Source organism: Paenibacillus naphthalenovorans, from assembly GCF_900099895.1.
Taxonomy (GTDB): Bacteria; Bacillota; Bacilli; order Paenibacillales; family NBRC-103111; genus Paenibacillus_G; species Paenibacillus_G naphthalenovorans.
Genome location: NZ_FNDY01000042.1, coordinates 1 through 21,603, shown reverse-complemented (window position 1 = coordinate 21,603; position 21,603 = coordinate 1). Strand labels below are relative to the sequence as shown.

The window sequence follows — 21,603 nt, the reverse complement described above, 5'->3', positions numbered from 1 at the left end:
TCGCCGGCCCGGGTTCATCGTGTCGTTAGTTGTTTATCGTAAGCATTCGCCGCCTCCATGACCATCTGCCGCATCGGCAGGTGGTATGGGCACTGCTGCTCGCACAGCGGCTTGTCCTTACAGGGCTCATAATCCGCACAGGATAATATCTTATCCTTATTGATTTGGTAAAATTCGTCGCCCTTCGGCAATAATCCCAATGTCTTGCGGATCTGGCTGGAGATCATCACATCGGGAATTTTAATCTCAAGAGGACAGGTACAGTAGTTGCAGCGCCGGCAGTTATGATTCCCCAGCTCCGCCGCCAAGGCTTCCAGCTCCCGTCGTTCGTCGTCGCCCACTTCCTCGCGGATGGCGGCCAGGTTCTCCTTGACTTCCTCAACGCTCACCATACCCGACAGCACGACGTGCACGTCCTGGCTATAGGGATAACGCATCGCCTTGGATACAGGCTGAATAAATCCTCCCGACAGCGGCTTCATCGCGGTTTTGCCCATATTTAGCCGTGTCGCCTCGGGGATCAGCTCATCCAGAGAAAAAGGCTGCGCCAGATTCAAATGAAACAACACTTGATCGAACTGTCTTTTCGCTATCCACTTCGCGAGCAGCTCAGGCCGGTGTCCGGTAATGCCGATAAACCGTATGTACCCCTTCCGTTTCATTTCCAGCGCGGCCTCATAAGCGCCGCCTTCATTCATCGCCGCTTTAAACTCCTGAACCGTATTGACGTAATGAATCTGCACCAGATCGATGACATCCGTCTTCATTCGCTTCAGGCTGCGTTCCATATCTTCCATCGCACTGGCATAATCCCGATTCTTTGTTTTCGTCGCCAGAAAAAATTCCGAGCGGCGGTGTGAAATGCTTTCCCCGATAATCTCCTCACTGTTTCGGTAGCCCGCCGCCGTATCGATATAATTAATGCCTTCATCCAGCGCGTAATTCAGGGCTGCCTTGGCCTGCTCAAAAGGGACTCCTGGCAGATTCATCGCCCCAAACCCCAGCGAGGATACGCGGTGCCCTGTATGGCCGAACATGGTATACCGCATCGCAGATTTCCCTCCCCATTCGTCAACCTTGCGCTTGCCCGATAAGCTGAATCTAACCTTTATGCCATTATATTACGATCTCCGGCAAAAAAACAGCAGAACTGTGGCGACCCCCGATCCTTAATCTCAATGCTGTCCGCCAAATTTTCCAGCGATTTCGGCGCCTGATCCCCGCTGACGGAACATATCTTTCAAAAAAACAGCCGACGCTGATGGCGTCGGCTGCTGCGGGGACTTGGGTCCGGCGGCAAATGATTTTTCTATGAATGCGGATTAAAGATCGGAAAAGTGAACGACCCGTTCCAAACCTTCTCCGGCTCCCTGTCGGCGTTCTGCAGCGATTGGCCTCCGGAAGCCGGCTCTTTTTTCGAGTCGGAGTCATCGTCATCCTTCTTCTTACGCTGGTTTTCGTCTCTGTTCCCCTGCTCTTTACGCTTCTCCTCGTCCTTACCCCGCTGTTCCTCAGCCTTTTTCCTTTCTTCTTCCAACCGTTTGCGATACTCTTCGGCCTGTTTTTTCTTCAGCTCTTCAGCCTTCTCGCGAAGCTCTTCCAGCTTCTTGCGCGCTTCTTCCTCCCGTTTCTTCTGCTCTTCCAGGCGCTTTGCCGCTTCCTCGCGGAGGCGTTTCTCTGCGCTATTCCTGTTATCCCAGATGCTGCGTGAGTTCCGGTCGTCATCGTCGTCGCGATTGTTGCCTCTCCTCCGGTCGTCCCTGTCATCCCGGTCGTCCTTTTTATCGGCCTGACGTACTACACCCGGAATCGTGACGACGGACGAATGGGGTGAGCCCGGCCTGGCATTGACGGTTCTGGAGTTTCCTGAATCCTTGTCATCCTTATTATTGTCATTTTTCCCGCTGCCGGACGGAACAGTCGAGCTCTTCTGTTCGTTAGCAGGGGCAGTATTGTCCGGGAGGCTTATCGTACTTCCCTTATTCGTATCGGCCTTTTCCCTATTGATCAGCCGCTCCTGAAGCCTCTTATCCAGCTCGCCGGACTTTTCTTCCTCCATCAGCTGCTTGATGGCCGCCTTCGTCGGAAGACGGTCGGGCGCCATCATCTGAGCCATTTCCGGGCTTTCCTTGAAGATGCTCAATACCGAACGCGTCTTCAGCTCATCGAGCGTAATGGCAGCGCCGCTGCTTTTGGCATTCAGATATACGGTATATTTCCCCATAGACACACCGTTCTGGCTGGCGACCTCACGAACTTCCTGGGGAGCGGCGAAGGAGGCTATCTGATATGAATCTACTTGCGTCGGGTGCGATGTTTGTATGTATTCCTTCACCTGCAGGCGCAGCTTTTCCGCAATCAGTATGTCACTGATCTTGCTGTCCGGCTGAATGACCGTGCTGGCAATGACGATATCGGCCTCTCCTTTGGAGAACGCCATGGATTCAGCCCTGTTCAAAATGCCCGCCGTCACGGTTTCCAGAGGCTTTTTCTTATAATCGACCTGTTGAATCAGCGCCTCGCCGTCTTCATTCAGACCGTGAAGCTCAACAACCCGCTCCCGGATGTCGATGCCCATCTCCACGCTCGGGTTAATGTCGATAGAGATATATGCCACAACCTCCTCGCTTCCGAGCTTGCCGTGAAAGCTCGCGAACAGCACCAGACAGAACACCACCGCCGCCACGATGGCCGAACGCCCGGCGACAGACAAATTCCTCCAGTTGATGCCTTCGTCGGCATAAGTGATTTCTTCCCCGATCTCGCAGTTTCTTTTTTTGCGGGCCAACCGCTGAAACCGGCCATCGGGCCGCATGACAATGACGCTTTTCTCCGTGATTTCCATCACGATCCCTTTGTTCAATTCACGTCCCCCCCTTCTTCCGAATCGCTTCTGATATGAAGGTAATCTCTAAGATACGGATAGGGTCCTTTATATATCAGAGCGACAGCGATAATAAACTTACGGTTTCGTTCCAGCGTCTTGCGCGACACCTCCACTTGATCCAGCAATTCCTTGATGGGCAGCATTCTCTTTGACATCATCGTCTGCATCAGCCCGGCATCCTCGGACAGCTTTTTCGCAATTGCGAAGAGCGCCTGGCGCGAATCGTCGTGCTTGGGCGAAGCGTCGACCAGATCGGCAAAACCAATCCCGAAATCGGTCAGTGAACGGTTCAGCTCCATAATTTCACTACGTCGCTCCTGGTTGCCTTTTTGCTTCTCATACTGTTCGATCGCCTGATGGATCTCGATGGGATTAACAATGTTATCCTCCTCGTCCTCCACCTCGAACGTACTGTAAGGGATCTGCTGCGAGAACCGCTGCTCCTTTCGAATATAATCAATAAGCCGACGGCGGATCACCTGTTCGGCAAAACCAAGAAACGAACGTCCTGCCTGAGGAGAAAATTGATTGATCGCCTCATTAAAAGCTCCGAGCGCGATGCTGAACTCATCGTCCCGGGTAGGATCTATATATCTTTTACAAAATCTGCTCGTCACCTTGGCTACGTACGGCTGATAATCCGTAATAAATTGATTGCGAAGGCGCAAATCACCCTCTTGAATGCGAATTACGATTTGTTCCGGCGATTGCGAATCCGCGTTATCCGGGTGGGGAGACTGGCGTTTTCCTAAAAACTTCTTAAATAAAACGAGCAGCAATCGTTCCACCTCACACTACAAATTTTTCGCTGGTTCCCTAACGATTACGGGGGTAAGCTAAGGGTCTTCCCTCTCTAAATTTTCACAATATTTTGGATGCCCAGGTTATCGTTTCCATATCGTCCGACAACAAAAAAACATCCCCTCCCGAGCCGCAATTCCTGCGGATCGGTCCCGCTGGCCTGGGCTGCATGCTATGCGGCCGAAAGCGCGGCTCCCGGCTGTATGCACAGGCCGACAAGCGGTCTTATGCACCAGCCGGGAAGAAGCGGGCTAATGAAGGGACGTTATGGTTTAGACGGCCTAGGACAGGCCTCGCATGGTTTTTTTGCTCTTTAACTTATGCCGCCGCTGGCTAAGTACGTTCAGCCGCTTCTTCAGCTGCCGCTCCCATTCGGCGTCCCCGATTTCTTTGGCCACCATGAGGAGGTCCAGCGCCATATCGATCTGGCTGCGGACAACCTCAAGCGGCTCCTCGTCCTCATGGTTTACGCAATTCTCAAACAGCTTCGACGAATCGTGGCCGTCAACATAATCTCCAAAATCTACTTCAGGAGCACCGTCTCCGTGTGCATATTCGGCCAGGATTTCATACTCGTTCTCGACCAGATGGTGCACTTCCACTCGGTGGCACACTGGGCAGAATAACAGAGGTACATTGTGTATATACGTTCTGATATGTTTTAACGTCCCTTTCGTTCCCAACATGCTGGCACCGCAGCAAAAGCTCATCCTTTTCGCCTCCAAATCCCGGTTTAAAATCCTCTCAACCTATATTCATTCAACTTATATTCAATCCGAGCCAAAAAAACACATGCCGATATCCTAGACTTATATTCGACCTAAGGATACAAAAATCCTCTTTTTTCATCTTTTGAAGGCCAGTTAAATCTTTCCTGACCCCGTTCAAAAAGCGCCTTGCGCCTAGGATTTGGACAAACTTGAAATGAAATACAGCGTTATTTCAACTGTATGAAATAAGGTCGTCCTTTTATGTTATATCATATGCGGACGAGGTCTTTTTGCATATACGGCTGGAGCATACTTTTCAAACTTGCGACTCCTCAGCTAAACGATTCTAAATGTTCCGCCTTCGGCATAAGGTAAGGTATCCATCCAAAACAAAAAACTCCGCCGCAGGTACTTCCTCACGCAGACGGATTGTTCATGATCAGCCTCTAAAAGGAGAGATGAGTTTATGAAGCTGCTTCCGATCGGTTCGAAGCAGATCGCATTTGTGAGCTATGACGATCAATCCTCGCAAATGCATATTCAGTATCATACGGGCCAAACGCTCACCTGCAGCGGCATAAAACCGGAGCAATACCAGTTGCTGCTGCAATCCCCCAACCGGTACGATATGATCATGAAGCTGACCTATGAGCAAAGTTTTTTGCCCCCTCGCATCCAATAAACGCATAAGCACAGGATAACGAATAACGAATAAAGCTTCACCCCAATCTCCACTTGGCTGGCGGCGGACATCGAAGAAGATGCACCCGGACCGCAGCTTCGGGTTGGAGATTTTATTATTTCCGTATACGCCCTGGAAAACCGGAAATAATAGTTTCATAGGATCGAAGCGCGATTTCACCCTTGAGCTTTCGCCGAAAGTGCGCCGGTCTCCGTTTTCATTCCATTTTCATGGATTGACCGGATTGTCATAAAAAGGTACTCTGAAAACTAGATTGCATTCTGGATAGAGAAGGATGTGGGTGGATTGCCAAGGCATTTAGTCATCGGGAACGGCAAATTTTTGATCAATTTGGATCGTCAAACGTATATCCGCGATTTGTATTATCCTTATGTAGGCCAATTAAACCATGTCGGCGGCTATCAGTGCAGAATCGGCCTGTGGGTTGACGGCGCGTTCAGCTGGCTCTCCGATCCGGACTGGAATATTGAGCTTTCCTATGCAGAGGATTCGTTGGTCACCGAGGTCAAGGCCTCCCACTATCATCTTGGAATTACCCTGCTCATTAACGACGGCGTCCACCAGCGTGAAAATATATATTTGAAGCGGGTGCAAGTTCACAATCATTGGGACAAAGTACGCGAAGTGAGGATGTTCTTCAATCAGGATCTGGTCATTAACGAGACCGAAGTCGGAGATACGGCGGCCTACTACCCGCAGAACAACACGGTATTTCATTATAAAAAAGACCGCTACTTTATGTTCAACGGGCAGACCGGCAGCGAGGGTCTGTTTCAATATACAACCGGGGTCAAGCGTTTCTACAACGCCGAAGGCACCTGGCGCGATGCGGAGGACGGCCATCTGATGGGCAACGCCATCGCCCAGGGGTCTGTCGACAGCACCATCAGCTTCCGGCTTCATGTGCCCCCGAATTCGGATGAATGGCTTTACTATTGGATGACGGCGGGCAAAAACCTCGAAGAGGTCAAGAAGCTCGACGCCTATGTCAAAGAAAGCCATCCCGGCAAGCTTCTGGACAGGGTTAAAATTTACTGGCAGCGCTGGGTGAATAAATCGGAACGCGATTACGGCAACCTGAGCAAGGCCTGTATTCGTCTTTACAAGCAGAGCCTTCTGATCGTCCGTACCCAGACGGATGTGAACGGCGCCATTATCGCCGCGAACGATTCCGATATCATGCAGTCCAACCGCGATCATTACAGCTATATGTGGCCGCGCGACGGCGCTCTGATCGCCTATGCGATGACCATGGCGGGATATCAGGGAATGATTACGCCTTTCTTTCATTTTTGCGCGAACAGCCTGTCGCCGGAAGGCTACCTGCATCATAAATACAACCCGGACGGAACGGTCGGTTCCAGCTGGCATCCTTATCTGAACGGCGGAAAAATGCAGCTCCCCATTCAAGAGGACGAAACGGCGCTTGTCCTGTTCGCGCTCTGGCAGGACTATGTCAGACACGGCGATATCGAGCTCCCGCAATCGTTGTACCGAACGCTGATCCGCCCCGCCGCACGGTTCATGTCGAGCTACATCGAGCACGACCTGAACCTGCCGAAGCCCAGCTACGACTTATGGGAGGAGCGGTACGGCATCTTCACCTTCACCTCATCGGCGGTGTATGGCGGACTCATCGCCGCGTCCAACTTCTGCAGCTTGTTCGGCGACGAAGAACGGGCCAGCCGTTACCGCCATACGGCGGAGAAGATCAAGTCCGGTATCCTGAAGCATTTGTACAATGAGGAGGAAGGCCGTTTTGTGCGCGGTTTGGTTCTGGATAACGGCGTTTGGATCCAGGACAAAACGCTCGAAAGCAGCGTCTACGGCATCTTCGAGTTCGGAGTTCTGCCCGCCGATGATCCCCGCGTGGTCAAGACGATCGAAGCCAACCGCGCCGGGCTTACAATCAAAACCGATGTCGGCGGCGTTGCCCGCTACCATCACGATTATTACTTTCAGCGCTCGTCCGACATTAAGAACATCCCGGGCAATCCCTGGATCATCTGCACTTTGTGGATCGCTGAATGGGAAATTGAATGTGCCAAGACGGTGGAGGATTTGGAGGCTCCAAGACGCACGCTGGAGTGGGTCGTCCAGCATGCGATGGAAAGCGGCATTCTGCCGGAGCAGCTCGATCCGTTCGACGGCGGGCCGGTATCCGTCGCCCCGCTCTCCTGGTCCCACGCAACCTACGTGCTGGCCGTGGTGAAATACATCGAGAAATACCAAAAGCTGAAGCCCCCGGCCAAGGCCTGACGATATACAAGCCGGATTCAACCGGGCAGTTCTTTGAATCCGGCCTTCATGGCTCAGCTCCGCTGAAACCTTTTTTTAGTAAAAAAAGCAACCCGACCTTCGTCAGGCTGCTTCTTATTCATGAACGTAGGTTGCTTCGTATTTGTCCGCGTCCCATAACCGTTCCAGATCGGAGGGGTCGGTCAGCTCGACTACGATCATCCATCCCTCTCCGTATGGCGACAGGTTGATCAATCCGGGGTTGTCCGCCAGCTTGCGGTTTACCTCGATCGCTTTACCGGATACCGGCGCGTAAAGCTCCGTTACCGTTTTTACCGATTCCATACTGCCGAACGGCTCTCCCGCCTGCAGTTCATCTCCTGCTTCGGGCAGCTCCACGAAGACGATCATGCCAAATTCCTCTTGGGCAAAATCCGTCAATCCGATGATCGCACGCTTGCCTTCCAACCGCACCCATTCATGGTTCTCGCTATATTTGAGCCCTTGTAAAATTTCCATTCCTGCTCCCCTTTGCTTATGTAGTAGAAAAAACCTCAGACCCGCCGGGGAGGCGGGTTGAGGAATCTATTTTTAAAGACGATTACTTCGCAACCAGATGCTTGTCGCCTTTTTTCCAGCCTACAGGGCACAAACCGCCGGATTGCAGCGCTTCAAGAACACGGTAGGTTTCCTCCACGCTGCGGCCAACGTTGTTGTGATGTACCACTTGATATACCAGTTCGCCTTCTGGATTGATGATGAACAGGCCGCGCAGCGCAATACCTTCTTCTTCGATCAATACACCGTAGTCACGGGCAACTTGCTTCGTAATGTCGGAAGCCAATGGGAAGTTCAGCTTGCCAAGACCGTTTTGGTCAACCGGAGTGTTGATCCATGCACGGTGGGAGTGAATGCTATCCGTCGATACGCCGAGGATTTCAGCATTAATAGCATTGAATTGACCGGCTGCTTCGCTAAGCGCCGTAATTTCAGTCGGGCATACGAATGTGAAGTCGAGCGGATAGAAGAACAGTACGAGCCATTTGCCTTTGTAATCAGACAAAGAAACTTTACCGAACTCTTGGCCGTCTCCGGTTGCCGTTGCCATGGTGAAATCCGGTGCCGGTTTGCCTACCAATCTTTCCGTCATATCTGAAAATCCTCCTTAATTGATAATGGTTATCATGGTATAGATGGTAACATTTTGACCTATAGAAAGTCAATAATTGGAATCCTTATCTTATTATAAATATTATAATCTGTTATATTTCTGACATTTGTTTCTTTGTGTGCAGAAAAACTCTTAAGAAGTCCTATTTCTCAAGAGTTTTCCGATTGCTTTATATTTTATTTTCGGATGGCGTTTACAATCAATTCACCCATAGCGCTCGTTCCGATCGCTTTGCTCTTGTCTACGGCGATGTCTCCCGTACGGTGGCCGGCGTCCAGCACTTCTTTCACGGCCCGCTCAATCGCTTCCGCAGCATCATGATATCCGAATGTCAGTCTGTACATCAATGCTACAGAGAGGATCGTCGCAACCGGGTTGGCAATGCCTTGACCTGCGATATCCGGCGCGGAACCGTGTACAGGCTCGTACAAACCGAAGGCTCCTTCACCCAGCGAAGCGGAGGACAGCATACCGATGGAGCCTGTCAGCATAGCCGCTTCATCGCTCAAAATGTCACCGAACATGTTCTCCGTCACGATAACGTCGAAGCTCGACGGCCGGCGCAGAAGCTGCATCGCGCAGTTGTCTACAAGCACATGCTCAAGCTCTACATCCGGGTAGTCCGGAGCGATGCGGTTGACCGTTTCTCTCCACAGGCGGGACGTTTCGAGTACATTCGCTTTATCGACGGACGCAAGTTTCTTTCTGCGGGTCCGGGCAATGTCGAAGGCCTGGCGAACGATGCGCTCCACTTCCGCTACATTGTAAACGCAGGTGTCCACTGCTTCCTGGCCGTTCTCTCCCTCGCGGCGGAACTTCTCGCCAAAATAGATGCCGCCGGTCAGCTCGCGGACAACGATCAGATCTGTCCCTTCCAGAACCTCAGGCTTCAACGTGGAAGCATCCTTCAGGCAGTCGAAGATGACCGCGGGACGAATGTTGGAGAACAATCCAAGCGCTTTGCGGATACCCAGAAGCCCTGTTTCCGGACGCAGCTCCTTCGGATTGTTGTCCCATTTGGGCCCGCCGACAGCCCCCAACAGAACGGCATCGGACTTTTTGCATATCTCCAGCGTTTCTTCCGGCAGCGGCGTTCCTTTCTCATCAATGGCGATTCCGCCAAACAGGCCGTGTTCAAACTCAAAACGGTAGCCGAACACTTCCTCTGTTTTCTTCATAACCTTAATTGCTTCCGCCACAACCTCGGGACCGATACCGTCTCCGGCGATTACGGCAATTTTTTTCACGTCTGCCATGAGTTGCATTCACTCCTAATCTAGTTCATTATATCTTTTGTAGCATATTTCCCTCTGTTTTACAAAGATATAAAATCTATCATCTTGATAGGCAAAAGCTATAGATATAATCCTTATGAAAATGAAAAACATATGCAAATCAAAGGTTCTTCCTGTCACCAACTTCGTTAGCCGATAGTATTAGGAATGGATAACCTTTCTTTCTTTTTGGATTTGCCTCTTGTCTGCACGTTGCCGACGATATATTTACCGAATGGAAATCTGTTCAAGATCGCCGCCAGCAGGATGGACCCCGCAATCGCTGTAACAAATAAGTAAATGATATAAGCTATTGCGCCCATTATGGGCAGTGGACGCAATACCAAAATAAAAGCCAGATGTAATAAGTAAATACTGAATGAATAGTTACTTATTAAATAAATAAAGCGGGGGACATTTTTAAGCTTTGATGTAATGTACATCAGTAAAAAAATCATGGAAGTCGAAAATAATATATTGTCAAACCGCTTCGACGACAGGTCAATTCCCGTATAGTTGAGAATGGAGACGGACAACAAAAAAGTTAATATCGGCGCAAGCAGAACGATAACTCTGTATTTGTGAAGGTTTGACTTTAAGATGTCATAATGAGCGCCGCAATAGTATCCCAGGGCAAAGTAGAAAATCCATCCCGGGAATAACATAAAGTAACCGCGATTCCATATATACCCGCTAAATGGAACACCCGATACCGAGTCTGTCAGGTTAAACGCTGCGAGATATACAAAATTAATGAGGAATGCGACGGTCAAAATCATCCTCGGCGACGCCATACTTAACATGTTGGCAAACAGCACATGCAGAATATGAAATTGCAATATAATCAAAATAAAATACGCAATGAAATCTCCGAATATGATATTTTTAGCGGATTCAATGATATATGTCTTCACTCCTGTCAGTTGAACATTACTCAAAAAGGGATATACCATCCCTAAAATAATATAAGGGAAAAGGAGGATTTTCGCTCTTTTCAACAAGAATCCTCTTGGCGTTCCGTCTCTATAGGCTTTTGCGTTTAAAAACTCGGATATAAAAACAAAAGTAGGCGTCGCAAACAAAAGAAAAGCTTTTAACATCTCCGCAGCCGGGACAACCGCGCTATCCGGATAATTGTTCAAACCGAAATTAATGGAATGAATCAAGACAATCGAAAGACAAGAAAGGGCCCTCAACCAAAAAATTTCGCTCACGACATTAGCATTCATTCAATCTCCTCCATGATACAATCTGTATCAAATAAGTATACATATTGTATCATATTGCGGCAAGAACTTATGATCAACTGCCCACAATACCGCAGCCGCGACGATGCTGCGACGCCTTCTCGGGCCGCCGGCTGCGTCCTCTACCCGACTTTTGAATCGCCATGGCATGACGCAATGAATGGACCGGCAAACGATCAGTTCATTTTCACAGTTGTCACAGGGCTTGGAAAGGATTAAAATGAAATTTATACAATGACTTTACTTCTTTTTAATAAAAAGGAGCCTTGCGCTTATGAACTATCATTTCTCAGATACGATTAATAGCTTTGAATCCTCAGCCGTTCGCGAAATTCTCAAGCTGACGCAGGGCCGTTCGATCATTTCACTGGCCGGAGGACTTCCCAACGAGCAGTATTTTCCCCATGAAGCGGTGCGCGACGCCTTCGCGCGCGTTTTTGAGCGGGGGAGCAAATCCGTTTTGCAGTACGGGCTTACGGAAGGCTATACGCCGCTTCGGGAAAGCCTGTCGAAGCATCTGGCTCGCAAGGGAATCAAAGCAGGCATAGAAAACATGCTGCTGACCACCGGCTCTCAGCAGGCAATCGATTTGCTGACTCGCATATATATCGACCCGGGTGACGTCATTCTGGTCGAAAAACCGACTTATCTCGCTGCCATTCAAGTTTTTCAATCCTATAAAGCCAAGCTCGTTTCCGTAGATTGCGATGAAAACGGAATGAATCTGGAAGATCTGGAACGCAAAATCAAGCAGCATCGTCCTAAAATGATTTATGTCATTCCTACGTTCGCAAATCCGACTGGCAAAGCATGGAGCCTGGAGCGCCGGCAGGGCACGCTGAACCTGTGCAAATCTAATAGCGTGCTTATTCTGGAGGACGACCCTTATGGAGAACTGCGTTTCAACGACACCGAAACCTTCCCGTCCATTTATTCGTTGGACGACGGTCCGAACGGAGGAGCGGTCGTATACACGAGCACCTTCTCCAAAATCGTCGCCCCGGCGCTGCGTACCGGCTGGGTTGTCGGCGACAAGAACGTGATCCTTCATATGACCCGCGCCAAGCAAGCTGCGGATCTGCACTCCAGCACCATGGACCAGCAGGCGCTGCACGAGCTGTTCCAGCAGTTTGACTTGTACTCGCATATCGATCTGATCCGGACGCAATACGAATCGCGGATGCGCGAGATGGTCAGATTGCTGCAGGCCAAAAACTGGGAAGGGGTCCGCTGGAACGAGCCGAAGGGCGGCATGTTCATCTGGGTGGAGATGCCGCAAGGGATCGATACGCAGGAGCTGTTCAAGCTGGCCGTCGAGGAAGGCGTCGCCTTCGTTCCAGGAATCAGCTTTTTTGCGGACGAGCCTCAAAGGAACTCGATGCGCCTGAACTTTACGCATACGGACAGCGAGGAGATGGTCCTTGCTTTTGACCGGCTGGAACGAGCGCTGCAGCGCATGAAAACCGCCGCTCACTGATAGTAGATCAGCCCAAAGCCCGTCCGGAAACGCCTGAATCCGGACGGGCTTTTGCGCTTCCGCTGCGGGCCGGTCCCGGCCGCTTGCACAAAACAACAAAGGGTCCGTCCCATAAGTAGTTTTTAACTACGCAGGGACGGATCTGTTTTCTTAACTTCTCGTTTCCATACAGAAAAAAAGGTCGAGTAGAGGGCTATACGTACTCTCTTACCCGACCTTTTTGGTTCATCGCCGCCCACTTTAATAAATTATGGGCAAGGGAAAGCCAAAAACCCAAAATGGCCGTAAAAACCGTTTCAAGGACATCTTTCATCCGCTCGGAGCGGATGAGCGGTTAATGGTGCGGAAATCCGGCCGCTGTCTGGCCGCAAGCCACATGAACATGATATTTTCGCGGACGGCTCTGGCGATTTGACGAGAGGAATATTCGCTGGGTATAAACGTACACGACTCTCGTAAGCATTTTCGGATGGCAGCTATCCCGCCCCCCACCCGGGTAAGCAGCTGCAAAGATGTTGTCGTCTAACCGAATAACCGCATCATTGACAATGCGGACCAGATGCCCCGCCGGAATATCCTCCTCTAAATCCATTGGCAGACAAAGTTGATCCATGTTATATTGAATGTACAAAAGAAGCCCTCCTTTGAATGGTTGCCCGTCACTTCCATTTTACCAAGGTTTGGCTTCTTTATTGTTTTACAAAATTAAAAAAGGGGGTATCCCCGTCACCTCGGTGACTTTGGGACACCCCCTTATTCATGAACATAGCTAGATCAACGATACATTATCACGGCTGCGAGCCGGGGACTTCCGCTTCTCTATCAGCCGGTTGATCGCATCCACATAGGCCCGCGCGCTTGCTTCGAGAATATCGGTGCTTACGCCGCGGCCCTGTACGGAATAATCGCCCTGGTTCAGTACGACATGCACCTCACCAAGCGCATCCTTGCCTTGCGTGACCGATTGGATCGAGTAATCTTCGAGCTCGACCTCTTCCTTCGTCGCTTTATCGATCGCATTGAGGATCGCGTCGACGGAACCGTTGCCCAGCGCTACTTCTTCCAGCGTTTCGCCTTCGATCGTCTTCAAGCGAATCGTTGCGGTCGGTGTCGATTGGTTGCCGTAAGAAACTTGAATCGTTTCGAGAGAGAACACTTCCGGCGTCTCGATCAGCTTCTCCTCGATCAAGGCCAGGATATCGTCGTCCGTCACGTTTTTCTTCTTATCGGCCAAATCCTTAAATTTGGCGAAGGCCGCATTAAGCTGTTCATCGTTCAGGTTATAGCCGAGATCGACCAGCTTCTCACGGAATGCATGGCGGCCGGACAGCTTGCCGAGCGTCAGCTTGCTTTCCTTCAGACCGATTGTCTCCGGAGACATGATTTCGTAAGTCGTTTTTTCCTTGAGCATGCCGTCCTGGTGAATGCCCGATTCATGGGCAAACGCGTTAGCCCCGACAATCGCTTTATTGCCCGGCACGACCATGCCTGTCAGCTTGCTCACCAAACGGCTCGTGCGGGCGATCTCGGACAACGTAAGCGATGTCTTCGCCTGGTAGAACTCCTGACGTGTCTCCAGCGCCAGCGCTACTTCCTCGATTGCCGTGTTGCCCGCGCGCTCGCCGATCCCGTTAATCGTTCCTTCGATTTGATCGGCACCGTTCAGAATGGCCGCAAGCGCATTGGCCGTCGCCATGCCAAGGTCATCGTGACAGTGCGCGCTGAGCTGAATTTTCTCGATGCCCGGCACATTTTCCTTCAGCGTCTTGAAGATATTGCCGAACTCGTAAGGCGTCATATAGCCAACCGTGTCGGGAATATTCACGACGGTTGCTCCTGCCCGAATGGCCATCTCCGTCACTTCGCACAAGAAATCCAGCTCGGTACGTCCGGCATCCTCGGGCGAAAACTCAATTTTATCGAAATATTTTTTGGCATACCGGATAGCCGCTTCCGCCGTTTCCAGCACCTGATGCTTCTCCATCTTCAGCTTATACTTCCGGTGAATAGGCGAGCTGGCAAGGAACAAATGCAAGCACGGATCCTGCGCATCCTTGAGCGCTTCGCGCGCCGCATCAATGTCCTGCACACGGGAGCGCGAGAGACCCACGATTGTGGCATTCTTCACAGTCCGGGCTACGGCGCTCACGCTGGCCAAATCGCCTGGGGAGGCCGCCGGAAAACCGGCTTCGATCCGGTCTACGCCCAGCTTCTCCAGCTGAAGGGCGATTTCCACCTTTTCTTGCATGTTCAAATTCACGCCCGGCGATTGCTCGCCGTCGCGCAGCGTCGTATCGAAAATATAAATTTTTCTCATGCCGTCTCACCTGCGCTTTATCAAAATTTAACCACTTTATTAAAGCAGAAAAAGGTACAGCCCGGGAAACGTCCGGGAACGAACTTGCCCTGCCGTCCGTTCCCCACAGTTTCCCAAGCTGACCTTATGCCGCTAATCATTCATTGTCAGTTCGATTACTTCTTGATCCAGTGCATCAGTTCACGCAGCTGGGTACCGACTTGCTCCAGCGGATGCTCGGATTCCATACGGCGGGTAGCCGTGAGGAACGCACGACCGGATTGGTTCTCAAGAATAAAGTCGCGAGCAAATTTGCCTTGTTGGATATCGGACAGAACGCGCTTCATTTCCTGCTTCGTTTCGTCTGTGATGATGCGAGGTCCGGTTACATAGTCGCCGTACTCTGCCGTGTTGGAGATGGAATGTCTCATGCCTGCCAGACCGCCTTCATACATCAAATCGACGATCAGCTTCAACTCGTGCAAGCACTCGAAATAAGCCATTTCAGGAGCATAGCCTGCTTCTACCAGCGTTTCAAAGCCGGCTTTTACCAGTGCGGATGCGCCGCCGCAAAGAACGGCCTGCTCACCGAACAGATCGGTTTCCGTTTCTTCACGGAAAGAGGTTTCAATAACTCCTGCACGTGTACAACCAATACCTTTGGCATAAGCCAAACCGATGGCTTGGGCTTGACCCGTAGCATTCTGATGAACTGCGATCAGACCAGGCACGCCGAAGCCTTCCACGAATACACGGCGTACCATGTGACCCGGGGATTTTGGCGCGACAAGCAGAACGTCTTTATCCGCAGATGGATTGATTTGACCGAAATGGACGTTAAAGCCGTGAGAGAACATGATCGTTGCACCATGCTTCAGGTTCGGCTCGATTTCATTCTTGTAAACGCTCGCTTGCGTTTCATCCGGCATCAAAATTTGAACGACGTCAGCAAGCTTGGTCGCTTCCGCAACGGAATATACTTCAAATCCGTCGTTTTTCGCTTGATCGAAGGAACGACCTTGGCGAAGGCCGATAATCACTTTCAGACCGCTGTCACGCAGGTTTTGCGCTTGGGCGTGTCCTTGACTGCCGTAGCCGATGATGGCAATCGTCTTACCCTTTAATACGTTCAAATCAGCATCTTTCTCATAATACATAGTGACTGCCATGATATAATAGCTCCTCCTTTAATATAAACCCTGTGAGCGGGTGCTCAAGCGGACCACGAGCGTCTTCCAGTTATGTCATCCGATTGAGCCCCCGCTCACAGAACATTGTACTACGATTTCCGGAAAATCTTCAAACGCTTATTTCACCATGCCTCGAATCATTGCGGTGACGCCGGTTCGGGACAATTCCTTGATCCCGTAAGGCTTGAGCAGCTCGGTCATCGCATCGATTTTTTCCGAATCGCCTACCACCTGCACGACCAGCGTGTTCGGACCGATGTCAACGACAGCTGCACGGAACGTCTCGACCACGCCGAGAATCTCGGGACGGACGTTCGGCTCCGCATTGACCTTGATCAGCGCGAGCTCGCGAGCTACCATCGGATTCGAGCTCAAATCGACCACTTTGATGACATCGACCAGCTTGTAGAGCTGTTTGGATACCTGCTCCAGCGTATGATCATCACCCGTGGTAACGATGACCATACGGGACAAGCCTTGCTCCTCGGATTCGCCGACAGTAATGCTCTCGATATTGAAGCCCCGGCGGCCGAACAGGCCGGATACGCGCTGCAGCACACCGGGCTGATTGTTCACTAGAACGGATATGGTGTGTTTGCGAGTCATTTACGAATCCCCCATTATCATTTGGTCTATCGTCGAGCCCTGTGTTACCATCGGGAAGACGTTCTCCCCTTTAGGCACGATGAATTCGACAAGCACCGGACCCGGGGTGTCCAACGCTTCCTGCCATACGCGGCGGGCATCTTCTTTGTTGGCAGCTCTCAGTCCCTTCACGCCGTAAGCTTCGGCCAATTTCACAAAGTCCGGACTGCCGGCAAGATCGATATGGCTGTATCGGTTATCGTAGATAATCTCCTGCCACTGGCGGACCATCCCCAACACCTGATTGTTGATGACGACAATCTTCACCGGAATCTGGTTGATGGCGCAAATCGCCAGCTCCTGCGAGCACATCTGCATGCCGCCGTCGCCATTGATCGATATGACCAGCCGATCCGGATGGGCTACCTGCGCGCCGATCGCCGACGGGAAGCCGAAGCCCATGGTGCCGAGACCGCCGGAAGTGATCCAGGAACGCGGATGGTTGAACTTGTAGTACTGCGCCGTCCACATCTGGTGCTGGCCTACATCCGTTGTTATAATGGCCTCTCCCTTGGTCGTCTCATTGATCATCTCGATGACATACTGCGGCTTCAGCTCCGTATCCGAATCCTGGTAGGTCAGCGGGAAGTTCTTCTTGTTTTCCTGGTTCCAGGCGATCCAGTCTTTGGACTGGGACGGCTTCGCTTTGAGGTTGGCCAGCTGCAGCACCTTTTTCACGTCCCCAACCACCGGAATCGCCGTTTCAACGATTTTGCCGATTTCCGCCGGATCCACGTCGATGTGGACGATTTTCTTCGCTTTGGGGGCAAAGCCGTTCACCTTCATCGTCACGCGATCGTCAAAACGCGCGCCAATGCCGATCAGCAGATCGCAATTCTGCAGCGCATGGTTGGCCGCATACGTTCCGTGCATCCCCGGCATCCCGAGCCACAGCTCATGCGCGCTTGGAAAGCCTCCCAGGCCAAGCAACGTCGTGGCGACGGGAATGCGGGTTTTCTCCACGAACTCGATCAGCTCTTTGGACGCATCCGCGTAAACGACGCCGCCGCCTGCGATAATGACCGGGCGCTCGCTTTCCGCAATCGCCTCCAGCATACGGTCCACTTGAAGCTTATGGGGCTGTACCGTCGGGTGATAGCCGCGGATGTCCACTTTTTCCGGATAGTAGAACGGCGCGGTATCGTTCGATACGTCCTTCGGTATATCAATCAGCACCGGTCCTTTGCGGCCGGTCGAAGCAATATGGAACGCTTCTTTAATGATCCGCGGCAGATCCTTCACATCCCGCACCAGGTAACTGTGCTTCGTGATCGGCATCGTAATGCCGGTAATATCCGCCTCCTGGAACGCGTCCGTACCGATCACCGTCGTCGCCACATTTCCCGTGATGACCACCAGCGGCACCGAATCCATATAAGCTGTAGCGATACCGGTGACAAGGTTGGTCGCTCCCGGTCCGGAAGTGGCGATACATACGCCGACCTTGCCGGTCGAACGGGCATAGCCATCCGCCGCATGAATGGCGCCCTGCTCGTGCCTTGTCAGCAAATGGCGGAAATCCGGATTGCCGTGCATGGCATCGTAAATATATAAAACCGCTCCGCCAGGATAGCCGAAGACGCAATCTACATCCTCCAGCAGCAAGCTGCGCAGCAGCATTTCCGATCCTGTTATCACATCCGGCTTCAGCAGCTCTTCACGCAGCTGCTCTTTCGACTTTTGTTTGGTTTGAACGATCATGTGTAGCCCTCCTCTCAAAAAGTCCGATAACAACTAAAAACCCCTTTCGCCCCAAACGCAATGGTTGCGTCTGACGGGACGAAAGGGGTTGATCTTCCGTGGTACCACCCAGATTTGTTAAATGCCTCACGGCAAATAACCTTAGCAGGTAATGCACGCCGCTAGCAGGCATGTCGCTTACCCTCGGCACGGTAACGTGTGCCACTCCGATTCTCCCTAATAACCGCGATGCTTTAAAGGCGCCGCGCTTTTCAGGAAAACAGCTCCGAGGTGAGCTCGTACATAAGGGATTAATGGCATTGGTTTCAGCATCTCCGCCGCTCTCTGAACATAAGAGCCCTTATCACTTCGTCCTCTTCATAGCCGATAACACTGTTGTACTTTTTTGTTTATTATATGCCGAACCTTTGCTTTAGTCAAGCGGTATTAAAGCCATCCCTCCGCCCGGTTGACATGCCTTACGGGGAGCTGTTTTGCAGGCGGGCATTCTTTCATGGTTCAAAAAAACAGGTCTCAGGGGCAGCGGGCTCCGCGCCGACCTTGCCCATCATGGGGTATCGCGCCTAAAAAAATTGTTGATATCCAATTGAAGGAAATTACACTCCGATAGCGAATCCTATATTGTGATAACAATCACATTTACACAGGCAGAGGGGAGCAACATGAACAAACTATCCGAGACACGAAAAAAACAACTGGATTACATCGGCATCACCAACGAAGATTTATTTCTCTTAAAAAGCAAGGCCAACGAATTTAAGGCAATCGTCCGGGATTTGGTTGACGAGCTTTATGAACGAATCATGCAGCATCCGGAACTCAAACAAATCATAGAAAGACACAGCACGGTAGACCGGTTAAAAGAAACGCAGCACTGGTATTTTCTTTCGCTCACGGAAGGTACGATTGACGAGGCGTTTATTGAAAAAAGAATTTACATAGGCCAGGTGCACTCCCGGATCGGGTTGACGACCCAATGGTATCTGGGAACCTATATGCTGTATCTCGAATTGGCGACAAACCACTTCCAAAGGATGCTGCCGGACGCATGGCTCCCGGTCATTCACGCCCTTACCAAAATGTTCAATTTCGACTCGCAGCTGGTTCTGGAAGCCTATGAGTACCATGAAAAGAAAAAGGTTCAGGAGCTTGTGGATGAACAAGGGCGTTTACTGCAGGGGATCAACTCCGCAGTACAGGAGCTGGTTTCGATGATGGTCCAATTGAGCAGCAGCAGCCAGTCGGTAGCGGAATCGGCCATTCATTCGGCGGAATCGCAGGAGAAATCCCACTACTTGATACAGGAACTGACTGCGGAAGTAAAACAAATTCAAAATATGGGAACGCTTATTCAGGAGATATCCGATCAAACTCACTTGCTTGGGCTCAATGCAGCCATCGAGGCAGCCCGTGCGGGGGAACAAGGACGCGGTTTTGAGGTTGTCGCTAACGAGGTCCGCAAATTAGCCGGCGGATCCAAACAGGCCCTGGAACAAATACAGGAAAAGCTCGGAACCATCTCCCGCTTGCTGAAAGAAGTAGAGCAGGAGTCAAAACACACCACCACCCAGGCGCAGACGCAGGCCGCCAGCGCAGAAGAATTATCCTCGTTCGTTCAGATGATCGAAAAAGTAACGGCGGATCTTCAGCAGCTGCAATCCGCTTAAATCCGGTCAAGGACCGCAGTAGCTTTCTTCCATATCCATCGTTTGGCTGACAAAAAAAGCACCGGCTGTCCAAGATGCGCTCTCACGTATCTTGTGCAGCAGGTGCTTTTATATTCATGCATTTGCATTACGCGTTGACTTTTTGCTTTGCCGTTTCAGCCAGGGAGTTAAACGCGTTGATATCGTTAACGGCGAGATCCGCCAACATTTTGCGGTTAACTTCTACGCCGGCCAGCTTCAGACCATGCATCAGCTTGCTGTAGGACAAACCGTTTTGACGGGCAGCCGCGTTAATACGCACGATCCACAGCTTGCGGAAATCGCGTTTCTTTTGACGGCGGTCACGGTATGCGTACAGCAGGGATTTCATAACCTGCTCTTTTGCTGTTTTAAATAATCTATGTTTCGAACCGAAGTACCCTTTAGCAAGCTTCAAAATTTTCTTGCGACGACGAGTACGGATAAATCCGCCTTTCACTCTTGCCATGACGATCTACCTCCAAGAATTGTTGAGTATATTAACGAAATTACTTGATGTTAGCCAGCTGCTGCTTCAGGCGTCTTACATCGCCGGGAGCCATAACCGGGTTCGTGCCGAGCACGCGCTTTTGGCGGGCGGACTTGCCGGACAGCAGGTGGTTCTTATACGCTTTGTAGCGCGTTACTTTACCGGTACCTGTAATTTTAAAACGGCCTTTCAGGCTGCTGTGTGTTTTCATTTTTGGCATGGGGTGTTCCTCCTTAAAGAGTAAAATTATTGCTGTTGCTTCGGCGACAAGATCATGATCATACTCCGGCCTTCCAGCTTCGGCCTGCGCTCCACAACGCACAGATCCTCCACCTCGGCGGCCATCCGCTCCAGAACGCGCTGCCCGATTTCGGCATGTGCGATCTCCCGGCCGCGGAAACGAACCGACAACTTTACTTTATCGCCGTCGTTGAGAAATTTCGATACATTGCGAAGCTTCGTTTGAAAGTCGTGCTCGTCAATTGTCGCGCTCAGACGAATTTCTTTCAGCTCAACGATCTTCTGGTTCTTACGGGCTTCCTTCTCTTTCTTTTGCATCTCATAGCGGTACTTCCCGTAATCCATGATCCGGCAAACCGGCGGTTTCGCCGTCGGAGCCACATTGACCAGATCCAAATTCTGATCCATTGCAATCTGCAGCGCTTCACGAATCGGCTTGATACCCAGCTGCTCTCCGTCCGCACCAATCAAACGCACTTCTCTTGCTCGAATTTCATCATTAATCATGTGCTCTGTACTGATAACCTGCCACCTCCAAAGGTTATTAAAAAAAATACGCGGGCGTTAAAAACGCCCACGCAGTTTGTTTCAAGTGATCGATCTATCCGATAAAGCATCAGATATTCAAGTAAGCTCACTATCATTCATAACCAGCCAACCTTCGTCGGACAGGTGAGAAGCGGGCGCTTCTTCTTTTGCACTCAAATAATATACCACAATCTGTTTGTAAAAGTCAACGGATACATCGGTTTGGTCAGTGTCAAGCTAGCGTGGGCAGTCATTTAAGATGCCTGGAACGCGAACCCCGAAGGAACCTCTTCCTTGTAAGCGCTTTGCTTCGTTCTTTC

19 protein-coding genes, 1 pseudogene and 1 other annotated feature are annotated in these 21,603 nt (G+C 51.0%); of the genes and pseudogenes, 4 read left to right on the top strand and 16 right to left on the bottom strand.

The window, feature by feature from the left end; genetic code table 11:
• Positions 1-14 precede the first annotated feature (14 nt).
• The 4 genes from BLT35_RS23715 to BLT35_RS23700 all read right to left on the bottom strand — a co-directional run bounded on the left by BLT35_RS23715 (position 15) and on the right by BLT35_RS23700 (position 4,398).
• Positions 15-1,049 carry an aldo/keto reductase gene (locus tag BLT35_RS23715; RefSeq protein ID WP_062409829.1) on the bottom strand — a complete coding sequence of 345 codons (1,035 nt, stop codon included), beginning with the start codon at positions 1,047-1,049 and terminating at the stop codon, positions 15-17.
• 260 nt (positions 1,050-1,309) lie between these two features.
• Complete coding sequence (locus BLT35_RS23710) at positions 1,310-2,863, bottom strand: anti-sigma factor domain-containing protein (RefSeq protein WP_074729925.1); 1,554 nt, start codon at positions 2,861-2,863, stop codon at positions 1,310-1,312.
• Positions 2,860-3,666, bottom strand: coding sequence for an RNA polymerase sigma factor SigI (gene sigI, locus BLT35_RS23705; RefSeq protein WP_062409831.1), 807 nt, complete (start codon positions 3,664-3,666; stop codon positions 2,860-2,862). Before sigI ends, BLT35_RS23710 begins: the two co-directional genes overlap by 4 nt.
• A 303-nt stretch (positions 3,667-3,969) precedes the next feature.
• Positions 3,970-4,398, bottom strand: a complete 429-nt coding sequence (locus BLT35_RS23700) for a hypothetical protein (protein ID WP_062409832.1) — start codon at positions 4,396-4,398, stop codon at positions 3,970-3,972.
• 466 nt (positions 4,399-4,864) lie between these two features.
• Between BLT35_RS23700 and BLT35_RS23695 the strand changes: the two genes are divergently transcribed.
• Both BLT35_RS23695 and BLT35_RS23690 read left to right on the top strand, forming a co-directional pair.
• A complete protein-coding gene (locus BLT35_RS23695) occupies positions 4,865-5,080 on the top strand; it encodes a KTSC domain-containing protein (RefSeq protein WP_074729924.1) in 216 nt (71 codons plus the stop codon).
• 306 nt (positions 5,081-5,386) lie between these two features.
• Positions 5,387-7,360: a glycoside hydrolase family 15 protein gene (locus tag BLT35_RS23690; protein ID WP_074729923.1), complete on the top strand. Its 1,974-nt coding sequence runs from the start codon at positions 5,387-5,389 to the stop codon at positions 7,358-7,360.
• Between the two features lie 114 nt (positions 7,361-7,474).
• Here the strand turns inward: BLT35_RS23690 and gcvH are convergent, their stop codons facing one another.
• The 4 genes from gcvH to BLT35_RS23670 all read right to left on the bottom strand — a co-directional run bounded on the left by gcvH (position 7,475) and on the right by BLT35_RS23670 (position 11,013).
• Positions 7,475-7,858, bottom strand: coding sequence for a glycine cleavage system protein GcvH (gcvH, locus tag BLT35_RS23685; RefSeq protein ID WP_074729922.1), 384 nt, complete (start codon positions 7,856-7,858; stop codon positions 7,475-7,477).
• Positions 7,859-7,940: 82 nt separating this feature from the next.
• Positions 7,941-8,489 (bottom strand): peroxiredoxin, encoded by a 549-nt coding sequence (locus BLT35_RS23680; protein ID WP_062409835.1) that lies wholly within the window; start codon positions 8,487-8,489, stop codon positions 7,941-7,943.
• Positions 8,490-8,686: 197 nt separating this feature from the next.
• Positions 8,687-9,766 (bottom strand): 3-isopropylmalate dehydrogenase, encoded by a 1,080-nt coding sequence (gene leuB, locus BLT35_RS23675; protein WP_062409836.1) that lies wholly within the window; start codon positions 9,764-9,766, stop codon positions 8,687-8,689.
• 167 nt (positions 9,767-9,933) lie between these two features.
• A complete protein-coding gene (locus BLT35_RS23670) occupies positions 9,934-11,013 on the bottom strand; it encodes an acyltransferase family protein (RefSeq protein WP_074729921.1) in 1,080 nt (359 codons plus the stop codon).
• A gap of 292 nt (positions 11,014-11,305) precedes the next feature.
• Here BLT35_RS23670 and BLT35_RS23665 point away from each other — a divergent pair, with 292 nt between their 5' ends.
• Complete coding sequence (locus BLT35_RS23665) at positions 11,306-12,508, top strand: aminotransferase-like domain-containing protein (RefSeq protein WP_062409838.1); 1,203 nt, start codon at positions 11,306-11,308, stop codon at positions 12,506-12,508.
• Positions 12,509-12,776: 268 nt separating this feature from the next.
• On the opposite strand, the pseudogene BLT35_RS28100 reads toward BLT35_RS23665, so the two are convergent.
• The 5 genes and pseudogenes from BLT35_RS28100 to ilvB form a co-directional block, all read right to left on the bottom strand.
• A pseudogene (locus tag BLT35_RS28100) lies at positions 12,777-13,139 on the bottom strand (transposase); the annotation flags it as partial.
• A gap of 138 nt (positions 13,140-13,277) precedes the next feature.
• A complete protein-coding gene (locus BLT35_RS23655; RefSeq protein WP_062409840.1) occupies positions 13,278-14,825 on the bottom strand; it encodes a 2-isopropylmalate synthase in 1,548 nt (515 codons plus the stop codon).
• A gap of 155 nt (positions 14,826-14,980) precedes the next feature.
• A complete protein-coding gene (gene ilvC / locus BLT35_RS23650) occupies positions 14,981-15,973 on the bottom strand; it encodes a ketol-acid reductoisomerase (protein WP_054818195.1) in 993 nt (330 codons plus the stop codon).
• 138 nt (positions 15,974-16,111) lie between these two features.
• Positions 16,112-16,600, bottom strand: a complete 489-nt coding sequence (gene ilvN, locus BLT35_RS23645) for an acetolactate synthase small subunit (RefSeq protein ID WP_054818194.1) — start codon at positions 16,598-16,600, stop codon at positions 16,112-16,114.
• Positions 16,601-18,340 carry a biosynthetic-type acetolactate synthase large subunit gene (ilvB, locus tag BLT35_RS23640; protein WP_062409841.1) on the bottom strand — a complete coding sequence of 580 codons (1,740 nt, stop codon included), beginning with the start codon at positions 18,338-18,340 and terminating at the stop codon, positions 16,601-16,603.
• A gap of 662 nt (positions 18,341-19,002) precedes the next feature.
• Between ilvB and BLT35_RS23635 the strand changes: the two genes are divergently transcribed.
• Positions 19,003-20,007, top strand: a complete 1,005-nt coding sequence (locus BLT35_RS23635; protein WP_074729920.1) for a globin-coupled sensor protein — start codon at positions 19,003-19,005, stop codon at positions 20,005-20,007.
• A 127-nt stretch (positions 20,008-20,134) separates the two neighbouring features.
• Here BLT35_RS23635 and rplT read toward each other — a convergent pair whose 3' ends face one another.
• Genes rplT through infC form a run of 3 tightly spaced genes read right to left on the bottom strand, consistent with a single transcriptional unit; the run spans position 20,135 to position 21,262 of the window.
• Entirely contained in the window at positions 20,135-20,494 is a 360-nt protein-coding gene (gene rplT / locus BLT35_RS23630) for a 50S ribosomal protein L20 (protein WP_025849278.1), read from the bottom strand.
• 40 nt (positions 20,495-20,534) lie between these two features.
• Positions 20,535-20,735, bottom strand: a complete 201-nt coding sequence (gene rpmI, locus BLT35_RS23625; protein WP_062409843.1) for a 50S ribosomal protein L35 — start codon at positions 20,733-20,735, stop codon at positions 20,535-20,537.
• 26 nt (positions 20,736-20,761) lie between these two features.
• A complete protein-coding gene (gene infC, locus BLT35_RS23620; RefSeq protein ID WP_062409844.1) occupies positions 20,762-21,262 on the bottom strand; it encodes a translation initiation factor IF-3 in 501 nt (166 codons plus the stop codon).
• A 36-nt stretch (positions 21,263-21,298) separates the two neighbouring features.
• Positions 21,299-21,456 (bottom strand) — a sequence feature (ribosomal protein L20 leader region).
• Positions 21,457-21,603 lie beyond the last annotated feature (147 nt).

Bases quoted from the DNA above. Each gene is read 5' to 3' on its own strand.
- gcvH (WP_074729922.1), bottom strand. From the start codon at position 7,858: ATGGAAATTTTACAAGGGCTCAAATATAGCGAGAACCATGAATGGGTG.
- ilvC (WP_054818195.1), bottom strand. From the start codon at position 15,973: ATGGCAGTCACTATGTATTATGAGAAAGATGCTGATTTGAACGTATTA.
- BLT35_RS23655 (WP_062409840.1), bottom strand. From the start codon at position 14,825: ATGAGAAAAATTTATATTTTCGATACGACGCTGCGCGACGGCGAGCAA.
- BLT35_RS23680 (WP_062409835.1), bottom strand. From the start codon at position 8,489: ATGACGGAAAGATTGGTAGGCAAACCGGCACCGGATTTCACCATGGCA.
- BLT35_RS23715 (WP_062409829.1), bottom strand. From the start codon at position 1,049: ATGCGGTATACCATGTTCGGCCATACAGGGCACCGCGTATCCTCGCTG.
- rpmI (WP_062409843.1), bottom strand. From the start codon at position 20,735: ATGCCAAAAATGAAAACACACAGCAGCCTGAAAGGCCGTTTTAAAATT.
- ilvB (WP_062409841.1), bottom strand. From the start codon at position 18,340: ATGATCGTTCAAACCAAACAAAAGTCGAAAGAGCAGCTGCGTGAAGAG.
- rplT (WP_025849278.1), bottom strand. From the start codon at position 20,494: ATGGCAAGAGTGAAAGGCGGATTTATCCGTACTCGTCGTCGCAAGAAA.
- BLT35_RS23700 (WP_062409832.1), bottom strand. From the start codon at position 4,398: ATGAGCTTTTGCTGCGGTGCCAGCATGTTGGGAACGAAAGGGACGTTA.
- BLT35_RS23635 (WP_074729920.1), top strand. From the start codon at position 19,003: ATGAACAAACTATCCGAGACACGAAAAAAACAACTGGATTACATCGGC.
- infC (WP_062409844.1), bottom strand. From the start codon at position 21,262: ATGATTAATGATGAAATTCGAGCAAGAGAAGTGCGTTTGATTGGTGCG.
- BLT35_RS23695 (WP_074729924.1), top strand. From the start codon at position 4,865: ATGAAGCTGCTTCCGATCGGTTCGAAGCAGATCGCATTTGTGAGCTAT.
- leuB (WP_062409836.1), bottom strand. From the start codon at position 9,766: ATGGCAGACGTGAAAAAAATTGCCGTAATCGCCGGAGACGGTATCGGT.
- ilvN (WP_054818194.1), bottom strand. From the start codon at position 16,600: ATGACTCGCAAACACACCATATCCGTTCTAGTGAACAATCAGCCCGGT.
- BLT35_RS23665 (WP_062409838.1), top strand. From the start codon at position 11,306: ATGAACTATCATTTCTCAGATACGATTAATAGCTTTGAATCCTCAGCC.
- BLT35_RS23670 (WP_074729921.1), bottom strand. From the start codon at position 11,013: ATGAATGCTAATGTCGTGAGCGAAATTTTTTGGTTGAGGGCCCTTTCT.